Origin of the sequence: Deinococcus proteolyticus MRP (genome assembly GCF_000190555.1) — a bacterium.
GTDB lineage: Bacteria > Deinococcota > Deinococci > Deinococcales > Deinococcaceae > Deinococcus > Deinococcus proteolyticus.
This window is the reverse complement of sequence record NC_015170.1, coordinates 102,400-124,385: the sequence shown is the minus strand read 5'-3', so window position 1 is coordinate 124,385 and position 21,986 is coordinate 102,400. Positions and strand designations below refer to the sequence as shown.

Genomic DNA, 21,986 nt, shown 5'->3' with positions numbered 1-21,986 from the left:
CGCGTAGGACGGGGAAAGGTGGTGCTGCGGCATTTGTCATAGGGGGGGCGGGGCTGGGGGATGGGCCGCCTCTTCTCCCCTAAAATGAAACCGTTTCGGCAACAAAGGAGGACACTGGAATGACCTATCTCCGCTGGGCGGTGTGCGGCGGCCTCGTGCTTGGCTCGGGAGCGAGCGCGGCAGGCCATCAGACGCTGTCCTATGTGGCGCAGCAGGGAACACCGCAACCCGCCCTGGTCTGGTGCGACGCGCCTGACGCCGTGCTGGCGCTGACCCAGCCGGGCGATGGGTTTACCGGCAAGCTGCTCTCGTGGCCCAAGACAGGCTCCGGCCTTGGCCCGCCCCGCTCGCAGGCCGTCCGCATCAACCTGACCGGCCCGCTGGCCGAGGCAGAGTTTCACGAGACGATCTGGGAAGGCGTCACCCGTCAGCAAGCGGGTGGACTCCTGCGCCGCAGCCGGGACGCTCGGGAGCGCATCAACACCTTCGAGTTTGCCCACGGCGGGCGGGCGTACGCCTGCCGCCAGGTGCCGACTGCTGTCTTCATCGGCGTGACGCAGCGGCGCACGGTCATCATCTGGGACAGCGGCAGGGCGGCGACTTACGCCACCCGCAATTTCGACGGCTCGGCGGGTGCTTATGTGACGGGCGGCCAGGTGAAGTACGGCGGGTTGGGGCCGGAGTACACCTTTTCGGCGGCGAACGGGTACAGTTATCTGGTTCTTTACCACGAATATTCCGCCTTCCTTCAGGTCTCGTACCGGGGGAAAGTCCTGCTGACCGAGCCTTTCGTGGCTTATTCCCTCAGCAGAGCAACCAAGGAGTCACCATGACCAAATCCGCAGTAGCATCATCCGACGCAGCCCAAGCCAACCACGACCTCGCCCAGCAACTCCGTGACAGCCGACTGAAAAACGGCCTCCGGCACTTCATCGGCGGCGAGTGGGTGGACGGTCAAGCGGGCAAGACCTTCGACACGCACTCGCCGGTAGACAACACTTTCCTGGCGAAAGTGGCCGAAGGGGACGCGAGCGACATTGACCGCGCCGCTGGGGCTGCCCATGAAGCCTTCCAAACTTGGCGCGAGGTCAGCGGGGCCGAGCGGCGCAAGATTCTGCACAGGGTTGCCGACCTGATCGAGAAGCGCAGCCAGGAAATCGCCGTGCTGGAAAGCACCGACACGGGGCAGGCCATCCGCTTCATGAAGTCGGCGGCGGCACGCGGGGCCGAGAACTTCCGCTTCTACGCCGACCGCGCCCCCGCCGCCCAGGACGGTCAGAGCCTTCCTGCCCCCGGCTTCATCAACTACTCCATTCGCCAGCCGATTGGCCCTGTCGGGGTGATTACCCCCTGGAACACGCCGTTCATGCTGTCCACCTGGAAAATCGCCCCCGCGCTGGCGGCGGGCTGCACCGTCGTTCACAAGCCCGCCGAGTGGTCGCCCGTCAGCGCCACGCTGCTGGCCGAAATCATGGACGAGGCGGGGCTGCCGAAAGGCGTGCATAACCTCGTGCACGGCTTTGGCGAAAGCGCGGGCAAGAGCCTGACCGAGCACCCGCTCATCAAGGCCATCGCTTTCGTGGGCGAAACCACCACCGGCAGCCACATCATGCGGCAGGGGGCCGACACCCTCAAGCGCGTGCATTTTGAATTGGGCGGCAAGAACCCCGTCGTGGTCTTCGACGACGCCGACCTTGACAAAGCGCTGGACGCCGTCGTCTTCATGATTTACAGCCTCAACGGGGAGCGCTGCACCTCCTCCAGCCGTGTGCTGATTCAAGACGGCATCTACGACGAATTCACCCGCAAAATCGCCGAACGCGCCGCGAATATCCGTGTGGGCGACCCGCTGGACCCCGCCACCGAAATCGGGCCGCTCGTTCACCCGCGCCACTTCGAGAAGGTGATGTCCTACTTCGACAAGGCGAAGGAAGAAGGCGCGACGATTGCCGAGGGCGGCGTGCGCGTAGGCGAAAGCGGCAACTTCGTGCGCCCGACGCTGTTCACGGGTGCCCGCAACGACATGCAAATCGCGCAGGAGGAAATCTTCGGGCCTGTGCTGACCGCGATTCCCTTCAAAGATGAAGCCGACGCGCTGGCCCTCGCCAATGACGTGAAGTACGGTCTGGCGGGCTACCTCTGGACGAACGACGTGACCCGCGCCCACCGTTTCGCGCACGGACTGGAAGCGGGCATGATTTGGGTCAACTCCGAAAACGTGCGCTGGCTGCCCACGCCCTTCGGCGGCGTGAAAAACAGCGGCATCGGGCGCGACGGCGGCGACTACTCCTTCGAGTTCTACATGGAAACCAAAAACATCGCCATCTCGCTGGGAACGCACAAGACGGCGCGGCTGGGCGTGGGGCAGGCGCCGGCGGTGGGCAAGAAGGAAGCGGGGGAGTGACCCCCCAACGCCTCCTCATCACTGGCGCGGCAGGTGAAGTCGGCTCCGCGCTGCGCTCGCTCCTGCGGGAGCATCTGGGCGAACACTTCCCCATCCTGCGCCTGACGGACAACCGCGACTTGGGCACAGCACAAGCGGGTGAAGAACTCGCCCCCGCCGACCTGACCGACTTTGACGCCGTGCTGAAGGTCATGCAGGGCGTGGACGCGGTGATTCACTTGGGCGGCATTGCCGACGAGGACACCTACGACAACATCCGCGCCGTGAATATGGACGGCACTTACCACGTGCTGGAAGCGGCGCGGCAGGCGGGGGTCAAGCGGGTGGCGTTCGCGTCCAGCATTCACACCGTCGGCTTTTACCCGCGCTCCGAAACCATTTCGCCCACCGTACCCGTGCGGCCCGACACCTACTACGGCGTCAGTAAGGTCTTCGGGGAGGCGCTGGGCCGGATGTACTGGGAATGCTATGGCGTGGAATTCGTGGGCGTGCGGATTTGCTCGTTCCAGCCGCAGCCGAAAGACCGCCGCCACCTGTCCACTTGGCTCTCGCCGCGTGATGCCGCGCAGCTGTTTGCCCGTGCCGTCACCGCGCCGGACGTGGGTTTTCTGGTGGTGGCGGGCATCAGTGGCAACACCCGCCGCTGGATGTCGCCCGAGGGCTGGGACGTGCTGGACTATGTGCCGCAGGACGACGCCGAAGTCTACGCCGCCGAGGTGGAGCACATTCACGGCGGCGAGGACGACATCACCGAGCAGCGACAGGGTGGGATTTTCGTGGATTCGGCGTATGTGGGGAGGGCGGGGAAATGAAAGGGCCAGCGTTGCTGTCCACCCCCCTCCCAGCCTCCCCCGCAAGGGGGGAGGGGTCAGGCAAGGGCTTCGGCTATCCGCTCCATCACGCCTTCCAAGTTTTCCCTAACTTCGTTGTTCCAGAAGCGCAGGACAGTAAAGCCGCGTGCTCTCAGTTCGGCGTCTCTGACCGCGTCGTATTCGCTGCCCGCGTGCTGGCTGCCGTCCAGTTCAACCACCAGCTTTTTCTCAAAGCAGACGAAATCGGCAAAGTAGAAGCCCAGGGCCTGCTGTTTGCGAAAAGCGACGCCCATTTGGTTGGAGCGCAGCCGACTCCACAGCAGTCGCTCCTCAGGCGTCATGTTGCGCCGCAGTTCTCGCGCCCGCCGATTTTGTTCTTCGCGGGAAAAACGTTCCATGCTCACAGCCTAAATCTCCTCCCCCCTTGCGGGGGAGGCCGGGAGGGGGGTGGGCAGCAACGCTGGCCCTATCTCCCCAAGGAGGAATCATGACCACCCATAAGACGCACGACCAAACCATCCCCCCCATGCACACGAGCGGCACCGGAGCCGTCACGGGCGCGCAGTTCTTGGAGCGCCTGCGCCAGAATCCGCCGCGCCTGTACGTGGACGGCCAGGAAATCACCGACCCCACCACCCACCCCGCGACCAAGAACATGTGCGAGTCGCTCGCGGGCCTCTACGACCTGCAATTTCAGGAAGACCTGAAAGAAACGCTGACCTACGAGGAGGGGGGCAAGCGCTACGCCCGCTCGTTCATGATTCCGCGCACCAAGGACGACCTGGGGCTGATTGCCGAATCGCACCGCATCCGCGCCAACTACGGGCTGGGCTTTCTGGGCCGCGCCCCCGACTACATGAACGCGAACGTGATGGCGGCGGGCGCGGGGGCCGACTACTTCAACCAGTGCAGCGCGGCGATTCCGGGCGACCCCAAGCGCGACTTTGCCGCCAACATGCGCAAATACTACGAGTTCATCCGCGACAACGACCTGTGCCTGACGCACGCGCTGACCAACCCGCAGGTCAACCGCTCCAAGATGGCTTCCGAACTGCCCGACCCCTACATCGCGCTGGGCATCGTGGAGGAAACCGAAGAAGGCGTGATTGTGCGCGGCGCTCGCATGATGGCGACCCTGCCGATTGCCGACGAAATCCTGATTTTCCCCTCCACCGTGCTCAAGGAAAATGCCGACAAGAGCCGCTACGCGATGGGCTTCGGCATTCCCACCAACACCCCCGGCCTCAGCTTCCAGTGCCGCGAGCCGATTGACGTGGGCCGCGACCGCGAAGACCATCCGCTCAGCAGCCGCTTTGACGAGCAGGACGCCTTCGTGATTTTTGACGACGTGCTGGTGCCGTGGGAGCGCGTGTTCCTGCTGTACGACGTGGAACTCGCCAACAAAGCCTACGCGGGCACTGACGCCGTGCTGCACATGGCCTATCAGGTGGTCAACCTCAAGATTGCCAAGACCGAAGCATTCCTCGGCACCGCGCAGAGTATCGTCAATGCGATTGGCAGCGGACAGTTCCAGCACGTGCAGAGCAAGATTGCTGAAATCATCATCATGCTGGAAATCATGAAGGCGCTGGAAGTCGCTGCCCGCGAGCAGGCTGAGGTCAACCAGTATGGCGTGATGACCCCCGCCCGCGCCCCGCTGGACGCCGCCCGCAACTATTACCCCGCCAACCACGCCCGCCTGCCGGAGCTGCTGCAACTGCTCGGCGCCTCCGGAATCATCATGATGCCCAGCAAGGCCGACCGCGAGGGGCCGCTTGGCCCGCAAATCGCCAAGTACCTGCAAGCGGGCAACGCCAGCGCCGAAGACCGCCTCAAGCTCTTCCGCCTCGCGTGGGACATGTCCATGAGCAGCTTTGCGGGCCGTCAAGAACTGTACGAGCGCTACTTCTTCGGTGACCCCGTGCGGATGCACTCGGCGCTGTACGAGGTGTACGACAGCAGCGAGGAAGTGGCGCGGATTCAGGAGTTCTTGAAGCGGAAGTAAGCCAGACGTACGCCTCTTTTGCTCCCTCTCCCCTTGCGGGGGAGGGTTGGGGAGGGGGGAAACGCAGACGACTTGAAGGCGCAGTACACAGGAGATGGCGGCCTGATTTTGACTTGATTGGTCGCACGCCCCCCCTCCCGTTGCTTCGCAACGCCCTCCCCCGCAAGGGGAGAGGGTCAAAGGAGAACCCATGACCCAAAAACCTGACATCATCCGCATCGCCCAAGCGATTTTCACCGTCAAAGACCTCAATGCCAGCCGCGAATTCTACGTTGACCTGCTCGGCATGAACGTGTTGCACGAGGAAAATGACGCCCTCTACCTGCGCGGCGTGGAAGACCGCGAGTGGACGCTGAAACTGGAAAAGTGCAAGGACGGCGAAACGCCCCGCGTGCGGCACCTCGGCTACCGCGTACGCGACGAGCAGGCGCTGGACGCCCTCGTCAAGCTGGCCGATGAGCAGAAGCTCCCGCACCGCTGGGAAGAGGAACTCGACCGCCCCAAGATGCTGCGCCTCCAAGACCCCTTCGGCATTCCGGTGGCCTTCTACCACGAGGTCAAGACCTACCCGTGGCTCTTGCAGGAATACCACCAGCACCGTGGCCCCGGCCTTCAACGCGTGGACCACTGCAACGTGCGCGTGCCCGACGTGAAAGCCACGATGGACTGGTACATGGGGGAACTCGGCTTCCGCCTCAGCGAGTACACCGTGGATGAGCAAGACGGCTACTGGGCGGCATGGATTCAGCGGCGCGGCGGCGTACATGACTTCGCGCTGACCAACGGCGCTGGCCCCTGCCTGCACCACTGGGCCTACTGGATGCCCGACGCGATGAGCATCATCAAGACCTGCGACATTCTGGCGGGCGCACGGATGCCCGAACGCATCGAGCGCGGCCCCGGACGCCACGGTGTGTCCAACGCCTTTTTCCTCTACATCCGCGACCCCGACGGGCACCGCATCGAGCTGTACACCTCCGACTACATCACGGTAGACCCCGACTTCGAGCCGATTAAGTGGCTGCGCGACGACCCCCGCCGCCAGACGCTGTGGGGCGCCAAGACCCCGCGTAGCTGGTTTGAGGAAGCCAGCCCGATGGAAGCCTTCAGCGGCGGCATTCAGGAGGCCAAGGAAGGCAAGCTGACGGGGATTCCGGTCCACGTGATTTGAAGCTGTCGCCGTCGAAGGGTCTGAGAGTCGCAGGAAAAAAATCTTAGACCTTTAGACCTTTCGACCCTTAGACTTTCCCCCAAGGAGCAACCATGAAAACCGCCAACTTTATCGCCAACGGGCGCACCCTGAAAGGCGAACTGAAAAAAGACGGCCTGCTGTACGACGCGGCAGGCGAAGCCCACAACCCCGACGACGTGCAATTCCTGCTGCCGCTCAAGCCCGGCAAAGTGATTGCGCTGGCGCTGAACTACGGCGACCACGTCAAGGAACTCGGGTTTTCGGCCCCGCCTGAGCCGGTGATGTTCCTGAAGCCGAATACCAGCCTGCTGCCGCATAAGGGCACCGTGATTTACCCGCGTGGCGCGAAATACATGCACTACGAGTGCGAACTCGGCATCGTGATTGGCCGCGACGCCCGCCGCGTGAAGGCAAAGGACGCCGAAGACTACATCGGCGGCTACACCATCTCCAACGACCTCGTGGTGCGCGATTACGTGTCCAACTACTACCGCCCCCCCATGCGCGCCAAGGGCTGGGACACTTTCGGGCCGATGGGGCCTTACTACGTTACCGCCGACGAAATCGCTGACCCCTACAACCTCGGCATTCGCTCCTACGTGAACGGCGAACTGCGGCAGGAAGGCAACACCTCGGACATGATTCGGCGCGGCCCCGAACTGATTGAATTCATGAGCCGGTTCATGACGTTGGAAGCGGGCGACGTGATTCTGACCGGCACCCCTGAAGGCGTCAGCCACGTCCACCCCGGCGACGTGATGCGGATGGAGATTGACGGCCTCGGCGCACTGGAAAATCCGGTGGCGCTGGAGGACGAGAGCGCGGAGCCGTTGATTGCTGAGGAAGGAGAAAGGAAGTAGGGCGCTGACGCGCCGTCTAAGGGTCTAAAAGTCGAAAGGTCGAAGGAAAAAACCTTAGACCCTTAGACTTTTTGTCCCTTAGACCCCTTCCGCAGGAAGCCTATGCCCCACCTCACCATCGAATACACCGACAACATCGCCAATCCCCGTATTCCGGAGCTTCTGCGGGCGCTCAATGCTGTCCTGCTCGCCCGCCCCGACACCTTCCCCGTCGGCGGCATTCGGGCGCGGGCTTACCGTCTTAGCGAGTACGCGCTGGCGGATTCGTCGCAGCCGTCCGACGCGTTTGTTCACCTGACCCTCAAAATCGGCGCGGGCCGCAGCGAGGAGGTCAAGAAGGAGACGGGGGACGCCCTGTTTGCCGTCCTGACCGACCACTTTGCCGAAGCCTTTGCCCAGCACGGGCTAATGCTCTCCGCCGAAATCAGCGAGTTTTCAGAGGCGGGGACGTGGAAGAAGAACAATATTCACGCGAGGTACAAGCGGGTCTAAGGGTCGAAAAGTCTAAGGGTCTAAGGTTGTTTCTTTAGACCCTTAGACTCTCAGACTCAATGCCCCAGCATCCAGGGCCGCGCTGCTGGGAACAGCTTTTTCCCGTCCGCCGTGTATAGTGCGCCGGAGGGGTTAAGGGGCCGGTGAACCTGCCGGTCTTCCTGTTCCGAGGCCGGACTGCCGCGCCGGGGTTCGTGGGCAGCTCGCTCGTTGCACTCAAACGCCTCGCGCCGCGCCGGGGTCAGTTGCGGCACCCGCGGCGCACTCACCAGCACGCTGGGTCAGTAACCAGGCAGCGTCTTGCCATTGATGGTTATCTGCCCGTCCTGATAGCCGAAGTCGGCCACCAGTTCGTTGCCTTCGGTGCGGAAGGTGCCGCTGCTGACCAGGTCAGCGGCATTCAGCTCGCTGTCTCCGCCCATGTTGTTCAGTGCCTCAATGGTTTCGGGGCTGGTCCGCATGGTGAGCTGTGCTTGCAGGTACCGCGGCAGCAGCAGCATGGCGTTGCCCAGGTCAGTCATGTTGTCCGGGCCGCTGCCCCCGCCCTCGCCCAGCGCAGCGGCCAGACCCTTGAAGGTGGCCTGTCCGCTGAGTTGCAGGCCAGAGCCGGGGTTGGTAAAGCCCGCTTTGTCGAGCGACAGCACCGGCTCGGCTTGCAGCAGGCCCAGGAGGCTGCGGCTGTACACCTCTTCCATCTCCCGCTCCTGCTCTGGGGTGAACTTGACACCACCCTCCGAAGAGGTCAGGGCCTGCTGGCGAATCTTTTCGTACATTCGGCTCATGTCCTGGAGCGGTTGCCGCGCCACATGCCGCATGCCCAGGTGCAGCTGCAAGCCGCCCAGCGCCGGAGTGTCCAGTACTTCCAGCGTGCCCAGTTCGTAGCGCGTGAGAATGTCGTAGTGCTCCGGGTCGGCCAGGGTGGTTTCGGACCCCACCGTCAGGTTGAGAAGCTGCGCAGTCTGCCCGAGCGCGTCCGTAGAGGCGAGCTGAGCCACCTTGAATTCCGATTTCCCCACCCCAATCAGGTCGTCGGCGCTGCTGTAGCTCTGGTTGCCGTTCAGGGTCATCTGACCCACCTGCAGCGCGTTGCCCCCTGCATTGCCGGCGGTGAACTGCATTCCCGGCCAGGTCAGGTTATAGCCGGTGAGGCGGCCCTGGCTGCCCGTTTCCACCCGGCCCGTCAGCGGCTGCCAGGTCACCTGCCCACCGTCCTGCTGCGACTGAACCTGCCCGGCGGGGACGTTCAGGTCCGTCACCGAGCTGCCGGTCAGGCCCAGCACGGTATGAATGCGCGGCTTCTGACCGCCGACAGCCTTGTCCAGCTGCGCCTGAATTTCGGGGTCAAGGAAGCGGATTTCGGTGTCCACCACGGCCCTGGCAAGGGTGCCGCCCGCCAGCGGGCCATGCTGAATGTGGTTAACGACTTCCCAGCCGGTGGTGGGGTCGTCCTCGGCGCCGATAGGCTGCACAATCATGCGGTGCGTGCTTTTCAAGAAGCCCTTTTCGTAGCTGGATTCCTTGACGGTGAGCAGGCCGGTGGAACGGAACACCTGCTCCAGCCTCGCCGTGACGTCGTTGGTCGCGCCCTGAGCGGCGGAACTGGCGTAAGCCGTGGTTCCGGCCCAGAGGCCCAGGGCCGCCGGGACAGCCAGCGCCAGGGTGAGGGGGGACGGCGGGCGTGCAGTGCGGGGAGCCATGCCCACAGTTTGTCAGACGAATGGTGATGAAGTGGTCAACCTTGCGCGTGGAGTCAGCAGACGTTCGTGCGGCTTTCTTCCGGTCCTGCCCGGCTCCCGGAAAGAGGCCGGCAGCCACCCCTTCTGAAAGGGTCGCCGCTGGCTGAGCGAAGCGGGTGAGTTCTGCCCAAATGCTCTAATGACCCAGTTCATGGTGCAGCCGGCAGCGGGCCTCGTAGCTTTCCTGCGCGCCCACCAGCACCACCGGGTCACCGAAGCGGGCGGGCCGGCCGCCAATCAGGCGCTGCGAGCGGGTGGCCGGTGCCCCGCACACAGTGCAGATGGCGGTGAGTTTCTCCACGCTTTCGGCGCGGGCCAGCAGTTCGGGCATCACCCCGAACGGCTCGGCGCGGAAGTCCAGGTCCAGCCCGGCCAGCACCACGCGCACGCCCTCGCCGGCCAGCTCCAGCACCAGCGGAATCAGGTCCGCACCGAAGAACTGCGCCTCGTCAATGCCTACCACGTCGGGCCAGACCGGCGGGGTGTCGGGGCCGGCGTGGGCGGCCAGCAGGGGGCCTTCGCCGTTCAGCGCGGCGCGGATGGCCGCAGCGTCGGGCACCGGCACGGCGTCCAGCGAGCGCCCGGCGTGGCTGGCGACGGCGGCCACGTGGTAGCGGTCGTCCAGTGCAGGCTTGAACACCGCTACCTGCTGGCGGGCAATCACGGCGCGGGTGAGGCGGCGAATCAGCTCTTCGCTTTTGCCGCTGAACATCGGCCCGACGATGACTTCCAGGTGACCGCCGGCGTAGGGAGACTTGAGCACGGGGGCCAGTATAGGCAAGGAGCCAGCATGAGGAAGGGGCCAGTGCAGCGCAGGTTGGCGGCCGCTCCGCTACAGTGCCACCACCTCATCGGTCAGCCGCTCGGCTTCGGCAGGGTCGTGCGTGACCAGAATCACCGGCAGGTCCAGGCTGCTTAGCAGGGCCAGCAGTTCGTGGCTCAGCTCCAGGCGCAGGGCCGGGTCCAGCGCGGAAAAAGGTTCGTCCAGCAGCAGCGCCCGTGGCCCGGCCAGCAGGGTGCGCCCCAGGGCGGTGCGCTGCGCCTGCCCGCCCGAAATCTGGTGCGGGTAGAGGTCGGCGGCCCTGCGCAGGCCCAGCCGGTCCAGCCAGACGTCCACCTGCGGGTCGCGTACACGCCGGGGCGGGTTCAGCCAGCCGCGCCGCCGCCCGGCCGCCAGGTTCTGCGCCACGGTGAGGTGCGGAAAGAGCGCGTAGTCCTGGAACATGTACCCCAGCCTGCGCCGCTGCGGCGGCACCCACAGGCCCTGCGCGGTGTCCTGCAAGCTTTCGCCGCCGAAAGCCAGCCGGCCCTGCTCGGCCCGTATCAGCCCGGCCAGCGTTTGCAGCAGTAGGCTTTTGCCGCTGCCCGAAGGCCCCACCAGCGCGGTGCGCCGCTGCCACAGCTGCCGGCGGACGGTCAGCCTGAAGCGGCCCGGCCCCCGCCCCAGCGCCGCCGTGAACTCCAGGTCCCAGACGGGCGGCCCGGTTCTCTGCGGCGTCATCCCACCCGCCCGGCCGGCCGGGGCGGCGAGAGCCGGTGCGCCAGCAGCAGCGTGCCTACGCACACCAGCGACGTGACGGCCACCAGCTGCGCGGCGGCGCCGTCCTGCCCAGCCTGCACCGCCTCGTAGATGCCGATAGACAGGGTCTGCGTCTCGCCGGGAATGCTGCCGGCAATCATCAGGGTGGCGCCGAACTCGCCCAGTGAGCGGGCGAAAGCCAGCAGCAGCCCTGACAGGATGGCCCGCCAGGCCAGCGGCAGCGTGACCCGGAAAAAGGTGGCTGCCCGGCCCAGCCCCAGCACCCAGGCAGCCCCTTCCAGTTGCCGGTCCACCTCCTCGAAGGCGGCGCGGGCCGGGCGGAACACCAGCGGGAACGACACCACGCTGGCCGCCAGCACCGCGCCCCAGATGGTGAACACCAGCTGCACGCCCAGGTCCGAAAGCAGCGGCCCCAGCACCCCATGCCCCCCCACCAGCACCAGCAGGTAATAGCCCAGCACGGTGGGGGGCAGCACCATCGGCAGGGTCAGCAGCGAATCCAGCAGGTTGCGCCCCGGCCAGCGGCTGCGTGCCAGCCACCAGCCCGCCGCCGTGCCCAGCACCAGGTTGATGGCGGTGGCCCAGCCTGCCACCTGGAGGGAGAGCAGCAGCGGGGTCCAGGTGGCGGCGGGGTCGGGCATGCGGCCCCCAGCTTAGCGCTCTGGCCCGGTGAGGAATCCGGCCCGGCGGAAGATGGCCTGCGCCTCCGGACTGCCCAGAAAGTCCAGCAGCTCGGCGGCGGCCTGCGGCTGGGGGGCCGCCTTCAACTGCGCTGCCTGATACTCGATAGGGGTCTTTAGGGGCAGCTCGGCCACCACCCGAACCCGCTGGGGCATCAGCGCGGCGTCGGTGGCGTACACGAAGCCGGCCTGCGCCTCGCCGCGCGCCACCCAGTCCAGCACCTGCCGCACGCTCTGGCCGTACACCAGCCGGGGCTCCAGCGTGTTCCATAGCTGCAGTCCTTCCAGGGCCTGTTGGGCGTAGCGCCCCGCCGGCACACTCTGCGGCTTGCCGGTGGCGAGGCGTGCGCCGGCTCCGGCCTGAGCGCTCAGCCACGCCGCAGCCTGCGGGGGGCTGGCGGGTAGGGGCGTGGGGAGCCCGCTGGCCGCCGCCGGCGCAATCAGCACCAGCCGGTTGTACACCAGCGGCCGGGCCTCGCCGGCCAGCAGCCCGGCCGCCTGCGCCTGCCTCATCGTCTCGCGGTCGGCCGACAGGAACAGGTCTGCGGGTGCGCCGGCTTTCAGCTGGCTGAGCAGCGCCCCCGACCCGGCGGCGGTGACCCGGACCTCCTGCCCGGGGTGGGCCTGGCTGTACTTGCCCGCCACCTCGGTCACCACCTCGCGCAGGCTGGCAGCCACCGCCACGGTGAGGACTGTTGGCCCTCCCGCAGTGGTCTGCCCGGTCTGGGGGGACGTGCAACCGCTCAGCAGGGCCATTCCCAGTGGGCTCAGGCCCAACAGCGCTGCCAGCCGCCTCTTCACAGGCGGAGCCTCACAGCCGCCCCTGCGCCAGCCCCAGCAGACGGTCCACCACCCGCTCGCCGCTGGAGCGGATGCCGCCGTGCTCGTACTCGTCGGTGATGAAGGTGCTCAGGCCCGGCAGCAGCGCCGCCGTCTGCCGCGAGAATTCGAACGGCACGAAGGCGTCGTCCACGTAGATGGCGGCCGCTGCCGGCACCTGCACTTCGCGCAGGCGTTCGCGGCTGTACAGTGGCCCCCAAGCCCGCGCCGCCAGCAGTTCGGCCGCTTCAGTGTAGGGGCGCAGCCGGGGATCATGCCGCAGAAAGTCGCGGTGGACATGCTCACCGGCCAGCAGGGTAGGGTCGGCGGCAAAGTCGGCGGGCATGGTGCGCTCGGCCGACCAGCCGGTCACCTGCGCGTCGGCCCAGCAGGCTTCGTGCAGCAGCAGGTAGATGGGATGGCTGGCCTGAAACGGCAGCATGGCCCGGATGCCGGCGCGGAACACCGGCGAATCCGGGTGGTGCTCCAGAAAAAAGTGCAGCCGCTCGGCGCCGCCGTCCGACCCCAGGTGCATCCCCAGCCGGCGCAGCATTTCGGGCGTGATTTCCTCGTCGTGTTCGCTGCGCAGCCTGCCGGCCCCGGCCCGTTCCATCAGGGCGGCGATGCGGGCGCGGTCCTCTGGGAAGCGGCGGTAGTACCGCTCCGACTTGGCGCGCAGCGTGGCCCAGGTCAGCGCGTACACTTCGTCGATGTGCCGGCCCGGCGCGGGGAGGCCGCCCGTGAACAGCGCTTCTGCCACCGCTTCCGGGAACAGCGACAGATAACTCAGGGTGCAAAATCCTCCGAACGACTGCCCCAGCACGCTCCAGCGCTCGGCTCCCAGCGCCCGGCGGACCGCTTCGGCGTCGTGGACAATGGCGTCGGCGCGGAAGTGGCTCAGATAGTCGGCCTGCTCCTGGGCGCTGCCGCTCAGCCGGCCCACCGGCGTGGACCGCCCGGTGCCGCGCCCGTCCAGCAGCACCAGCCGGTAGTCCTGTAGCAGCCGCTTCTGCCAGGCGGGCAGGTCGGCCAGCGCGGCCGGGCGCGGGCCCTCCACGCCGGGGCCGCCCTGCAAGAACAGCAGATAAGGCTTTTGTGCGCCGCCCTCGGCCGTCACGATGCGGGCGTAAATCTCCAGCTCGGGTCCAGTGGGGTCGGCGTGATTCAGCGGCACGCTGAGGTGCAGGTCCTGAAGGTGCAGGCCGGGCAGTTGCAGGGGCATGGCTTTAGCCTACGCTCCCGGTCCCGGCGCTGTCCTCCGCCACGGCCCGGCGCACCTCGGCCAGGAACCCCTGCGGCGCTGCGGTCTGCCCCTGCGCCAGCGCGGCGCGGCCACCGCCCCGCCCACCCGTCACTACCAGGGCGGCGCGCAGCACGGCCCCGGCGTCCAGCTCCGGGACACCGCTGCCTACTCCGCAGCGCTCCCCGGCCACGGCGGCCCGCACTTCTCCGGCCGGTACGCTGCCCAGCACCGGGGCCAGCAGTCCTTCTTCGGGCAGGCTCAGCAGGCGCAGGGTCACGCTGCCGGCCGTCTCTGCAGGGGCCGCGTCTACCAGCGCGCCGGCCAGCGCCGTCCGCAGAGCCTGCGCTTCGGCTGCCAGGCGGTCGCGTTCGCTGCGCAGGGCCTCTACACGCTCGGCCAGCCCGGCGGGGCCGGTGCTGAAGCTCTGGGCCAGGGCGCGGGTGTCGCGGTACACCCCGCCCAGATACTCCGCCGCTTCCGGCCCGGCGCGGAAGGTCACGCGGGTCAGCCCCGCCTTGATGCGCTCCAGCCCCAGCACGGTGACCGGCGCGGCCAGGTTGCCCAGTGGCAGGTGGGTGCCGGCGCAGGCGCTCACGTCGAACAGGTCGCCTGCCGCGTCCCGGAACATGACCAGCCGCACGTCCCCGGTCAGCGGGGTGGCGCGGCGCAGCGGATAGGCGCGCAGCTCGGTGTGGGGCACCAGCTGCGTGTCCAGCCGCAGCGGTCCGGCCACCATCACCTCCCGCAGCAGCGCCTCGGCGGCCTGGGCGTCGGCTTCGCTGGGGTCGCCGCGCAGGTCCAGCGTGCAGTCGGGGCCGCGCATGCCCACCGCCGCCACCTCAAAGGCAGGATTGACGCGGGCAAACGCCTGGGCCAGCAGGTGTTCGCCGGTGTGGCGGGCCATCTGGCGCAGGCGGCTATAGGCGTCCACCTCGCCGTCCAGCTGGGTGCCGACCGGCGGCAGTTCGCCCTCGACTGCGTGCCATACGGCGCCGCTGGCCTTGTCCAGCCGGGTGCCGGTCACCTTCCAGCTTTGCTCCCCAGCCCGCAGCCAGCCGCAGTCACCGTTTTGCCCGCCGCCCTGCGGATAAAAGGCGGAAGCGTCCAGGGCGACTTCTCCCTTTGCAGCGGCCACCACCTGCGCCCGAAAGTGCAGGTCCAGCGGCGCGGCGTGGTCCAGGCGGCGGGTGGGGGCAGGTGCAGCGGACGTGGAAGTCATGCCCTGCACTCTAGACCAGGCTCAGCCCCTTTACTTGCCCAGGGTCACGAAGCCGTACACCCACTGCCCGGTGCCGTCCGGAGCCACGCGGTATTCGGCGCGGGGGCCGACCATGACCGGCAGCAGGTTGGAGCGCAGGAACAGGTCACCCCGGTAATAGTTCCAGTCGTTTTGCCAGTTGTGGGTGTAGCCGCCGCGCACCGCCCCTACACCGAAAGCCGGGTCGCCCGCGTAAGGCAGGCGGTAGGTGGCATACAGGCTGGTTTCCTGCGCCCGCGCCTGGCCATAGTCGGGAATGACCGACTCGCCGGCTGCAAAGCGTTCCAGGTGGCTGGCTTCCAGCAGCAGCTGCGGCGTCGGGGTGGCGGTGGCGCTGACCAGCACTTCGGCGCTGGAGTGGGCCTTGCCCTCGAAAGGGTAGAGGTACAGCCGGGCCAGCGGGGCCACGCGGAAGCTCACGCCGCCTACCTTTTCGGTGTAGGCCGTTCCCACCTGCGAGTAGGTGAAAGGCTCACGCCGTTCGCCCGAAGCGGCCAGGCCCGCTTTGTTGTAGATGTAGGCCTGGCCGTTCAGCGCCGTGAAGGCGTACCCCGCCGACAGCTCGGACAGGCCCTTTTCCCGGACCACGCCGGTAAACTGCGGGCCGGTGTAGGGATTGTGCAGGACTTCGGCGCGGCGCACGTCGTTCTCGATACCGACCAGGTAAGTGGTGTTGTTCATGCGGGTGGACAGCGAATAGTCCCACAGGTTCTGCTCCGGCCGGTTGGCGACGGTAAAGCGCAGGTCGTGTTCGGTGGGCAGCGGCAGCCCGCCCAGGCCGATACGGGTCACGTCGTTCTTGGCGTCCAGCTCCAGAATGGGCGTTACGCCCCCAAAGCGTCCGAAGTAATTTTCGGGCACGCCGAAGCGTGGACTCTGGGCTGCGCCCGCCTCCTGCGTGCTCTGGGCAGCGGCAGCGGGGAGCAGGACCAATGTGGTCAGCAGCGCGGCAAAGTGAAGGGGGGAGCGCAGGTGCGTCATGTCCGTTACTATGCCCCATCCGCATGGCAAAAGCCTGACTCGGCAGTCAGAGAGGGCTTTTCCCCCGCGCCATCTGCTACGCTGAGCAGCACTCAGACCGAGGGGAAGTCCGGTGAGAATCCGGCGCTGTCGCGCAGCGGTATGTGGAGGGGCAAAGGCCCCCCCGCGAGCCCGAATGCCTCCTGAGCTGGGCCGCCGCCTGCGGGCCGCGCCCACCCTTCGCCGTCAAAGGGCCCAGCCGCCAGAGTTCACCTGTTCCTCTTCCGCGCTGCAGCCTTTGCTGAGGCCGGTTTTTCGTGTGCGCCTGCCCCAGCTGCAAGTCCAGCACCAAGAGGAACTTATGACCCACAAGACCCTGGCCGCCGCCCTGCTGCTGGCCCTGAGCACTGCCGCGCAGGCCACCTCCTACCCGCTGACCGTGACCGACGACCTAGGCCGCCGCGTGGTCCTGAAAAAAGAACCCATGCGCATCGTGGCGATGCTGCCCTCGCACACCGAGACCCTGATTGCCATCGGCGCCGGCGGCAAGCTGGTCGGCATCGACGAGTACTCCAACTATCCCAAGAACGTCACCGACAACATCACCAAGGTGGGCAACGGGTTCCAGCCGAACATCGAGAAAATCGTGGCCCTCAAGCCGGACCTGGTGCTGGCCGACGAATCCAGCTCCTCGCGCCTGACTGCCCGGCTGGAAGCGGCCGGCCTGACCGTGTACGGCGGCACTGCCCAGACCTACAACGAGGTGTTTCAGAAAATCGTGGTGCTGGGCCGGCTCACCAACCGTGAGAGCGGCGCCACCCGCCTGGTCAGCTCCATGCGCCGCGACCTGAGCGCCCTGGAGCGCACCGTGGTGAACCGCCCCAAGGTCAGCACCTACTATGAGGTGGACCCGACACCCTACTCGGTGGGCCCCAACTCGTTTATTGGCACCCTGATGACCCGCGCCGGGGGCAGGACCATCGTGCCGGCCAGCTTAGGCGACTTTCCCAAGATTGACCCGGAACTGATTGTCAGGAGCAACCCGCAGGTGATGATTGGCCTGACCCCCGAAGAGGCCCGGCGCCGTCCCGGCTGGCAGAACCTGCAGGCCGTGCGCGCTGGGCGCGTGTACAAGCCCACCGCCGCGGAGCGCGACGCCCTTTCGCGCCCCGGCCCCCGGCTGCCGCAGGCCATGCGCGCCCTGATTCGCATGATTCACCCTGAAGCGCTGAAATGACCCGGAGCGCTGAAGTGAGCGCGGCAGGGAAGTGGGCGTGACAGGCGACCTGACAGGCGACGCCACCCGCCAGCGCCGGGAAGCCGCCATGCGCGAGCTGGCGGAGGCCCGCAGCCGCTACCGCAAGCGGGAGGACGTTTCCAGGGGCCGGCGCGGGCTGCTGCTGGTCAATACCGGCGACGGCAAAGGCAAAAGCACCGCCGCCCTGGGCCTGATGATGCGGGCCCACGGGCGGGGCTTACGCGTCAAGATGTTTCAGTTTCTCAAGCAAGAGGGGGCCAGTTTCGGGGAACACCGCACCCTGGACGCCCTGGAGCTGCCCTACCAGGGCCTGGGAGACGGCTTTACCTGGCGCAGCCGCGACCTGGACGGCTCCGCCGAGCTGGCCGCACACGGCTGGGCGCTGGCCCGCGCCGCCATCGAAAGCGGCGAGTACGACCTGCTGGTGCTGGACGAGTTCACCTATCCCCTGAGCTACGGCTGGGTGCCCTGGCCCGAGGTGGAAGCGGTGCTGCGCGGCCGGGACCCTGACCTGCACGTGGTGATTACCGGGCGCGGCGCCCTGCCCGAGCTGGTGGCCCTGGCCGACACCGTCACCGAGATGCGGCCCGTCAAGCATGCTTACGAGGCGGGCATCGGCGGTCAAAAAGGGATTGAATATTGAACTCTGCTGCTCTCCGAAGCGCCTTTGTGCTGGCCGCGCCGTCGTCGGGCAGCGGCAAGACCACGGCAGCGGCACTGCTGTGTCTGGCCCTGCGGGCACGCGGGCTGAGCGTGCAGCCGTTCAAACTGGGCCCCGATTACCTGGACCCCACCCACCTGAGCCGGGCGGCTGGGCGGCCAGCACGCAACCTCGACTCGTTCCTGCTGCCGCCGGAGCGTGTCGGGGTGCTGTTCGCCCGCGCCGCGAATGCCGCCCACGTGAGCGTGGTGGAAGGGGTAATGGGCCTGTACGACGGCCGCGACCCTACCTCCGACGAACATTCGGGCGCTGACCTGGCCCGGCAGCTGGGCCTGCGCGTGGTGCTGCTGATTGATGCCGGCGGTATGGCCCGCACGGTGGCGGCGCTGGCGGCCGGCCTGCGCGACTTCGGGACTGGGGTAGACGTGGCCGGCGTGATTCTCAACCGGGTGGGCAGCGAAGGCCACGCCCAGCTGTGTGAAGTGGCGCTGGCAGAGGTGGGGCTGCCACTGCTGGGCTTTATCCCGGCCGACCCGGCGCTGCACCTGCCCGAGCGGCATCTGGGCCTGCTGGCCGCCAGCGAAGCCGGCTGGGACGAGGCCGCCGCGCTGCATGCCGCCCGCTTTCTGCGGCTGGACGCGTTGCTGGCGGCCACCCGCTTGCCTGCGTTGGAAGCCATGGAGCCGCTTCAGTTCCCCACGGCCAGTGCCCGCATCGCCTACGCCTGGGACGAGGCGTTTTCCTTTTATTACCCCGACGCCCTGGACGAACTGCGCCTGGCCGGCGCCGAGCTGCTGCCCTTCAGCCCGCTGCGGGATGTGGCCCTGCCGCCGGGGGTGGGCGGTCTGCTGCTGGGCGGCGGTTATCCGGAGCTGTACGCCGCTCAGCTGAGCACCAACGTCTCCATGCGGCGGGCCGTCCGTGACTTTGCCGCTGCCGGCCGCCCGGTCATCGGGGAATGCGGCGGGCTGATGTACCTGGGCGAGACGCTGGAGGACCTGGAAGGCCGCACGCACGCGATGTGCAGCGTCATTCCCGCCCGCACCCGCATGCAGCCGCGCCTCAGCCTGGGCTACCGCGAGGCGCGGGCGCTGGCCGCTTCGCCGCTGGCCCCGGCGGGCGCGCAGCTGCGCGGGCACGAGTTCCACTACTCCGAGCGGCTGGACCTACCCACCCATCCGGCCTACCGTTGGACCGGCCATGCGGGCGAGGTCGTGGAAGAAGGCCACGCCCAGGGCAACGTGCTGGCAAGCTATCTGCACCTGCACTATGGCGCCGACCCGGCCCTGGCGCGGCGAGTGGTGAACGCGTGCCGGTCATGACGCGCCGTCCCGCCTGGCCGCAGCTGGTGGTGTGGATGGAGCATGCTGTCCGCCTGGACGTGGTGACTGCCCAGCAGGCTGCGCGTAACTGGCTCAGAAGCCGGGGGCGGCTGCTGTGAGCGAACTGGTTTTCGTGACCGGCGGCGCCCGCAGCGGCAAAAGCTCCTTTGCCGAGCGGCTGGCGGCGGGGCGCGGCGGACCTGTCACCTATCTCGCCACCGCCCAGGCGTTCGACGGCGAGATGAGGGAACGCATCGCCCGGCACCGTGTGGACCGCCCGGCGGGGTGGTCCACGGTGGAAGAACCGCTGGACGTCCCCGCCGCTCTCGCTGCGGCCGCGCCCGGTACGGTGCTGCTGGACTGCCTCAGCCTCTGGGTCAGCAACCTGATGCTGGCCGGCTGGTCCGATGGGGCCGTGCTGGATGCCGCCGCCCGCCTGCTGACCGCCGCCCGCCAGCGCGAAGGCCTCACCGTGCTAGTCACCAATGAGGTGGGGTTCGGCATCGTGCCGGAGAACGCCCTGGCGCGGCGCTACCGCGACCTGCTGGGCTGGGTCAACCAGCGCTGCGCCGCCGAGAGCGACCAGGCCTGGCTGCTGGTCAGCGGGCTGCCGCTGGCCCTGAAAGGAGAGGTGGGAGGGAAGAGCCCAGCTTCCTCCGCCGGGCGATGAAAGGCCAGGCAGGGGTGCCCTCCGCGCGGCAGCTGGCCCGCTTTTTGTTCTTCCCAGACAGAAATTTGACAGGTCAAACTGGAATAGTACCTGAACAGATGAAGTGCCGCCTTCCTGTGGGCCGGCGCACTTTCCCAGGAGAAAAACTATGAATCCACTGTACCCTTTACTTAGCCGCATTGTTCCTGCCGACCGGGCTGCCATGGCCCGTGCTCAGGCCCGCCAGGCCCAGCTCACCAAACCGGCCGGCGCCCTGGGCGACTTGGAAACCCTGTCGGTGCGGCTGGCCGGCGTGTTCGGCAGCGAGCAGCCAGCGCCGCAGGGGGCCGCCGTGTTGGTGGCGGCTGGGGACCACGGCGTGGCCCAGGACAGCGTCAGCGCCTACCCGCCCGAGGTCACCCCGGCGATGGTGATGAATTTCCTCACCGAGACCCGCGCCGGTCCGGGGGGCGCCGCTGTTAATGTGCTGGCCCGCACCCTGGGCGCCAGGGTGTACGTGATGGACGCTGGAGTAGACGCCGAGCTGCCCACCCACCCGGCCCTACACCGCGCGGCCCTGTACCAGGGCGAGCAGCGGCGCGGCACGCGCAACCTGCGCTTTGAAGCGGCCATGTCTCCCGAGGAAACCTACGCGCTGATTCTGGCCGGCGCCGCGCTGGCCCGCCGGGCGATTGAGGACGGCGCCGACTTTATCGTGCCGGGCGAGATGGGGATCGGGAACACCACCCCCGCTGCGGCCATCACGGCCCGGCTGCTGGGCCTGGACGCCGCCGAGGTGACCGGCCGCGGCACCGGGGTGGATGACGAGCGGCTGGCCCATAAGGTCGGCGTGGTCCGCGAGGCGCTCGGCCGCAGCCCGGTGACGGACCCCATCGCCGTGCTGGCCGAGTTCGGCGGCTTCGAGATTGCCGCCATGCTGGGCATGATGCTGGAAACGGCCGCTCAGCGCCGGGTCATCGTGCTGGACGGCTTCGTGGAGGGCAGTGCCGCCCTGGTGGGCACCGCGCTTTGCCCGCAGATGGGCGATTACCTGTTCCCGGCCGGCCACTGCGCCGAGCGTGGGCACGCCGTGCAGCTGGCCCACCTGGGCCTGAAACCCATGTTCGACCTGGGCTTGCGTCTGGGCGAAGGCAGCGGCGGAGTGCTGGCCCTGCCCCTGCTGCGGGCAGCGGCAGCCACCCTGCGTGAGATGCAGACTTTCGAGGAAGCGGGGGTGCCGGGCTGACCGGCCCGCGTGGACGGATAGGCGGCTGGCTGGGCGAGCAGCTCCGCGCCGCCCATCTGGCCGTGGCTTTCCTGACCGCCGTGCCGCTGCCCCCGGTGGACGTGCGCCCCGGCGACTTTGCCCGTGCCAGCGCCTACTACCCGCTGGCCGGGTATCTGGTGGGTGGGCTGGCGGCGTTGGCGCTCTGGCTGACCGGGCCGCTGCCGGATGGGGTGGGGGCAGCCCTCACCCTGGGAGTGTGGCTGGGCCTGACCGGCTGGCTCCATTTCGACGGTCTGGTGGACAGCGCTGACGCCCTGCTGGCGACCAAAACTCCGGCCCAGCGCCTGGATATCCTGAAGGACGTGCATGTGGGGGCGTTCGGCCTGGGCAGCGGTGTGCTGTACCTGCTCACGTTCTGGAGTCTGCTGGCGGCCGGGCTACCGCTCTACGCTCCGCTGGCCGCTGCCGTCACCGCGCGGGCGCTGGTGCTGCTGCCCATGAACCTGTACCCGGCTGCCCGCGCCGAATCGTTGGGGGCCCGCTCCCGCGAGGGCCGCATGCTGCCTGCCCTGTTGCTGGCGGCTCCGCTGGTTCTGCTGGACGGTGTCTGGGCCGGTGCCCTGCTGGCGCTGGCGCTGATGCTGCTGATGGCCCGCTGGGCGGCAGGCCGCCTGGGCGGGGGCATCAGCGGCGATGTCTACGGTCTATTGATCGGTGTGGGCGAACTGGGCGTGCTGCTGGGGCTGCTCTCGGCTCTGACCTGGGCAGCTGGCTGAGCCTTGCTCCTTGCCCGTGCCTGCGCCGGGCGTCACGGTTCCGCCGGGTCCGGCCCTGCTAGAGTGGCCCTCTCTCAGCGACGACCGCTGC

General features: G+C 67.8%; 23 protein-coding genes and 1 riboswitch. Of the genes, 14 read left to right on the top strand and 9 right to left on the bottom strand.

The window, feature by feature from the left end; genetic code table 11:
* Nucleotides 1-119 precede the first annotated feature (119 nt).
* Genes DEIPR_RS13240 through DEIPR_RS13230 form a run of 3 tightly spaced genes read left to right on the top strand, consistent with a single transcriptional unit; the run spans nucleotide 120 to nucleotide 3,216 of the window.
* A complete protein-coding gene (locus DEIPR_RS13240) occupies nucleotides 120-833 on the top strand; it encodes a hypothetical protein (protein WP_013623241.1) in 714 nt (237 codons plus the stop codon).
* A complete protein-coding gene (gene hpaE / locus DEIPR_RS13235) occupies nucleotides 830-2,404 on the top strand; it encodes a 5-carboxymethyl-2-hydroxymuconate semialdehyde dehydrogenase (protein ID WP_013623240.1) in 1,575 nt (524 codons plus the stop codon). Before DEIPR_RS13240 ends, hpaE begins: the two co-directional genes overlap by 4 nt.
* A complete protein-coding gene (locus DEIPR_RS13230; RefSeq protein WP_013623239.1) occupies nucleotides 2,401-3,216 on the top strand; it encodes an NAD-dependent epimerase/dehydratase family protein in 816 nt (271 codons plus the stop codon). Before hpaE ends, DEIPR_RS13230 begins: the two co-directional genes overlap by 4 nt.
* A 56-nt stretch (nucleotides 3,217-3,272) precedes the next feature.
* Here the strand turns inward: DEIPR_RS13230 and DEIPR_RS13225 are convergent, their stop codons facing one another.
* The gene (locus tag DEIPR_RS13225; protein WP_041223130.1) at nucleotides 3,273-3,614 is read right to left on the bottom strand and encodes an endonuclease domain-containing protein; all 342 of its coding nucleotides are present in this window, start codon (nucleotides 3,612-3,614) and stop codon (nucleotides 3,273-3,275) included.
* Between the two features lie 89 nt (nucleotides 3,615-3,703).
* On the opposite strand from DEIPR_RS13225, the gene hpaB reads away from it, so the two are divergent.
* From hpaB to DEIPR_RS13205, 4 genes are all read left to right on the top strand, one after another.
* Entirely contained in the window at nucleotides 3,704-5,221 is a 1,518-nt protein-coding gene (gene hpaB / locus DEIPR_RS13220) for a 4-hydroxyphenylacetate 3-monooxygenase, oxygenase component (RefSeq protein WP_013623237.1), read from the top strand.
* Between the two features lie 190 nt (nucleotides 5,222-5,411).
* Complete coding sequence (gene hpaD / locus DEIPR_RS13215; protein ID WP_013623236.1) at nucleotides 5,412-6,392, top strand: 3,4-dihydroxyphenylacetate 2,3-dioxygenase; 981 nt, start codon at nucleotides 5,412-5,414, stop codon at nucleotides 6,390-6,392.
* Nucleotides 6,393-6,484: 92 nt separating this feature from the next.
* Nucleotides 6,485-7,273, top strand: coding sequence for a fumarylacetoacetate hydrolase family protein (locus DEIPR_RS13210; protein WP_013623235.1), 789 nt, complete (start codon nucleotides 6,485-6,487; stop codon nucleotides 7,271-7,273).
* Nucleotides 7,274-7,375: 102 nt separating this feature from the next.
* Nucleotides 7,376-7,765, top strand: a complete 390-nt coding sequence (locus DEIPR_RS13205) for a 5-carboxymethyl-2-hydroxymuconate Delta-isomerase (RefSeq protein WP_013623234.1) — start codon at nucleotides 7,376-7,378, stop codon at nucleotides 7,763-7,765.
* Nucleotides 7,766-8,046: 281 nt separating this feature from the next.
* Here the strand turns inward: DEIPR_RS13205 and DEIPR_RS13200 are convergent, their stop codons facing one another.
* The 8 genes from DEIPR_RS13200 to DEIPR_RS13165 all read right to left on the bottom strand — a co-directional run bounded on the left by DEIPR_RS13200 (nucleotide 8,047) and on the right by DEIPR_RS13165 (nucleotide 16,022).
* Nucleotides 8,047-9,462, bottom strand: coding sequence for a YdgA family protein (locus tag DEIPR_RS13200; protein ID WP_013623233.1), 1,416 nt, complete (start codon nucleotides 9,460-9,462; stop codon nucleotides 8,047-8,049).
* Between the two features lie 175 nt (nucleotides 9,463-9,637).
* A complete protein-coding gene (locus DEIPR_RS13195) occupies nucleotides 9,638-10,264 on the bottom strand; it encodes a thymidine kinase (RefSeq protein WP_013623232.1) in 627 nt (208 codons plus the stop codon).
* A 69-nt stretch (nucleotides 10,265-10,333) separates the two neighbouring features.
* Nucleotides 10,334-11,002 carry an ATP-binding cassette domain-containing protein gene (locus tag DEIPR_RS13190; RefSeq protein WP_013623231.1) on the bottom strand — a complete coding sequence of 223 codons (669 nt, stop codon included), beginning with the start codon at nucleotides 11,000-11,002 and terminating at the stop codon, nucleotides 10,334-10,336.
* Entirely contained in the window at nucleotides 10,999-11,682 is a 684-nt protein-coding gene (modB, locus tag DEIPR_RS13185; protein ID WP_013623230.1) for a molybdate ABC transporter permease subunit, read from the bottom strand. Before modB ends, DEIPR_RS13190 begins: the two co-directional genes overlap by 4 nt.
* Nucleotides 11,683-11,694: 12 nt before the next feature.
* A complete protein-coding gene (gene modA / locus DEIPR_RS13180; protein ID WP_013623229.1) occupies nucleotides 11,695-12,522 on the bottom strand; it encodes a molybdate ABC transporter substrate-binding protein in 828 nt (275 codons plus the stop codon).
* 10 nt (nucleotides 12,523-12,532) lie between these two features.
* Nucleotides 12,533-13,762 carry an alpha/beta fold hydrolase gene (locus DEIPR_RS13175; RefSeq protein WP_013623228.1) on the bottom strand — a complete coding sequence of 410 codons (1,230 nt, stop codon included), beginning with the start codon at nucleotides 13,760-13,762 and terminating at the stop codon, nucleotides 12,533-12,535.
* A gap of 4 nt (nucleotides 13,763-13,766) precedes the next feature.
* Entirely contained in the window at nucleotides 13,767-15,002 is a 1,236-nt protein-coding gene (locus tag DEIPR_RS13170; RefSeq protein ID WP_013623227.1) for an alanine--tRNA ligase-related protein, read from the bottom strand.
* A gap of 30 nt (nucleotides 15,003-15,032) precedes the next feature.
* A complete protein-coding gene (locus DEIPR_RS13165) occupies nucleotides 15,033-16,022 on the bottom strand; it encodes a hypothetical protein (protein ID WP_013623226.1) in 990 nt (329 codons plus the stop codon).
* A gap of 102 nt (nucleotides 16,023-16,124) precedes the next feature.
* A riboswitch (cobalamin riboswitch) is annotated at nucleotides 16,125-16,202 on the top strand.
* A gap of 160 nt (nucleotides 16,203-16,362) precedes the next feature.
* Between DEIPR_RS13165 and DEIPR_RS13160 the strand changes: the two genes are divergently transcribed.
* The 7 genes from DEIPR_RS13160 to DEIPR_RS13135 all read left to right on the top strand — a co-directional run bounded on the left by DEIPR_RS13160 (nucleotide 16,363) and on the right by DEIPR_RS13135 (nucleotide 21,895).
* Nucleotides 16,363-17,238, top strand: a complete 876-nt coding sequence (locus tag DEIPR_RS13160; protein ID WP_013623225.1) for an ABC transporter substrate-binding protein — start codon at nucleotides 16,363-16,365, stop codon at nucleotides 17,236-17,238.
* A gap of 88 nt (nucleotides 17,239-17,326) precedes the next feature.
* Entirely contained in the window at nucleotides 17,327-17,902 is a 576-nt protein-coding gene (gene cobO, locus DEIPR_RS13155; protein ID WP_049775335.1) for a cob(I)yrinic acid a,c-diamide adenosyltransferase, read from the top strand.
* Nucleotides 17,899-19,242 (top strand): cobyrinic acid a,c-diamide synthase CobB, encoded by a 1,344-nt coding sequence (locus tag DEIPR_RS13150; RefSeq protein ID WP_148232012.1) that lies wholly within the window; start codon nucleotides 17,899-17,901, stop codon nucleotides 19,240-19,242. Before cobO ends, DEIPR_RS13150 begins: the two co-directional genes overlap by 4 nt.
* Entirely contained in the window at nucleotides 19,239-19,361 is a 123-nt protein-coding gene (locus tag DEIPR_RS14780; protein ID WP_013623222.1) for a hypothetical protein, read from the top strand. The genes DEIPR_RS13150 and DEIPR_RS14780 overlap by 4 nt, the downstream gene beginning before the upstream one ends.
* On the top strand, nucleotides 19,358-19,912 hold the full coding sequence (cobU, locus tag DEIPR_RS13145; protein ID WP_013623221.1) for a bifunctional adenosylcobinamide kinase/adenosylcobinamide-phosphate guanylyltransferase: 555 nt from the start codon (nucleotides 19,358-19,360) through the stop codon (nucleotides 19,910-19,912). The genes DEIPR_RS14780 and cobU overlap by 4 nt, the downstream gene beginning before the upstream one ends.
* 148 nt (nucleotides 19,913-20,060) lie before the next feature.
* Nucleotides 20,061-21,137: a nicotinate-nucleotide--dimethylbenzimidazole phosphoribosyltransferase gene (gene cobT / locus DEIPR_RS13140; protein WP_013623220.1), complete on the top strand. Its 1,077-nt coding sequence runs from the start codon at nucleotides 20,061-20,063 to the stop codon at nucleotides 21,135-21,137.
* 62 nt (nucleotides 21,138-21,199) lie between these two features.
* Nucleotides 21,200-21,895, top strand: coding sequence for an adenosylcobinamide-GDP ribazoletransferase (locus tag DEIPR_RS13135; protein ID WP_013623219.1), 696 nt, complete (start codon nucleotides 21,200-21,202; stop codon nucleotides 21,893-21,895).
* Nucleotides 21,896-21,986: the final 91 nt, after the last annotated feature.

What these genes read in the sequence shown, in the direction of transcription:
- DEIPR_RS13240 (WP_013623241.1), top strand. Translation starts at nt 120, where the DNA reads ATGACCTATCTCCGCTGGGCGGTGTGCGGCGGCCTCGTGCTTGGCTCG.
- hpaE (WP_013623240.1), top strand. Translation starts at nt 830, where the DNA reads ATGACCAAATCCGCAGTAGCATCATCCGACGCAGCCCAAGCCAACCAC.
- DEIPR_RS13225 (WP_041223130.1), bottom strand. Translation starts at nt 3,614, where the DNA reads ATGGAACGTTTTTCCCGCGAAGAACAAAATCGGCGGGCGCGAGAACTG.
- hpaB (WP_013623237.1), top strand. Translation starts at nt 3,704, where the DNA reads ATGACCACCCATAAGACGCACGACCAAACCATCCCCCCCATGCACACG.
- hpaD (WP_013623236.1), top strand. Translation starts at nt 5,412, where the DNA reads ATGACCCAAAAACCTGACATCATCCGCATCGCCCAAGCGATTTTCACC.
- DEIPR_RS13210 (WP_013623235.1), top strand. Translation starts at nt 6,485, where the DNA reads ATGAAAACCGCCAACTTTATCGCCAACGGGCGCACCCTGAAAGGCGAA.
- DEIPR_RS13205 (WP_013623234.1), top strand. Translation starts at nt 7,376, where the DNA reads ATGCCCCACCTCACCATCGAATACACCGACAACATCGCCAATCCCCGT.
- DEIPR_RS13200 (WP_013623233.1), bottom strand. Translation starts at nt 9,462, where the DNA reads ATGGCTCCCCGCACTGCACGCCCGCCGTCCCCCCTCACCCTGGCGCTG.
- DEIPR_RS13190 (WP_013623231.1), bottom strand. Translation starts at nt 11,002, where the DNA reads ATGACGCCGCAGAGAACCGGGCCGCCCGTCTGGGACCTGGAGTTCACG.
- modB (WP_013623230.1), bottom strand. Translation starts at nt 11,682, where the DNA reads ATGCCCGACCCCGCCGCCACCTGGACCCCGCTGCTGCTCTCCCTCCAG.
- DEIPR_RS13175 (WP_013623228.1), bottom strand. Translation starts at nt 13,762, where the DNA reads ATGCCCCTGCAACTGCCCGGCCTGCACCTTCAGGACCTGCACCTCAGC.
- DEIPR_RS13170 (WP_013623227.1), bottom strand. Translation starts at nt 15,002, where the DNA reads ATGACTTCCACGTCCGCTGCACCTGCCCCCACCCGCCGCCTGGACCAC.
- DEIPR_RS13165 (WP_013623226.1), bottom strand. Translation starts at nt 16,022, where the DNA reads ATGACGCACCTGCGCTCCCCCCTTCACTTTGCCGCGCTGCTGACCACA.
- DEIPR_RS13160 (WP_013623225.1), top strand. Translation starts at nt 16,363, where the DNA reads ATGACCCACAAGACCCTGGCCGCCGCCCTGCTGCTGGCCCTGAGCACT.
- cobO (WP_049775335.1), top strand. Translation starts at nt 17,327, where the DNA reads ATGCGCGAGCTGGCGGAGGCCCGCAGCCGCTACCGCAAGCGGGAGGAC.
- DEIPR_RS14780 (WP_013623222.1), top strand. Translation starts at nt 19,239, where the DNA reads ATGACGCGCCGTCCCGCCTGGCCGCAGCTGGTGGTGTGGATGGAGCAT.
- cobT (WP_013623220.1), top strand. Translation starts at nt 20,061, where the DNA reads ATGAATCCACTGTACCCTTTACTTAGCCGCATTGTTCCTGCCGACCGG.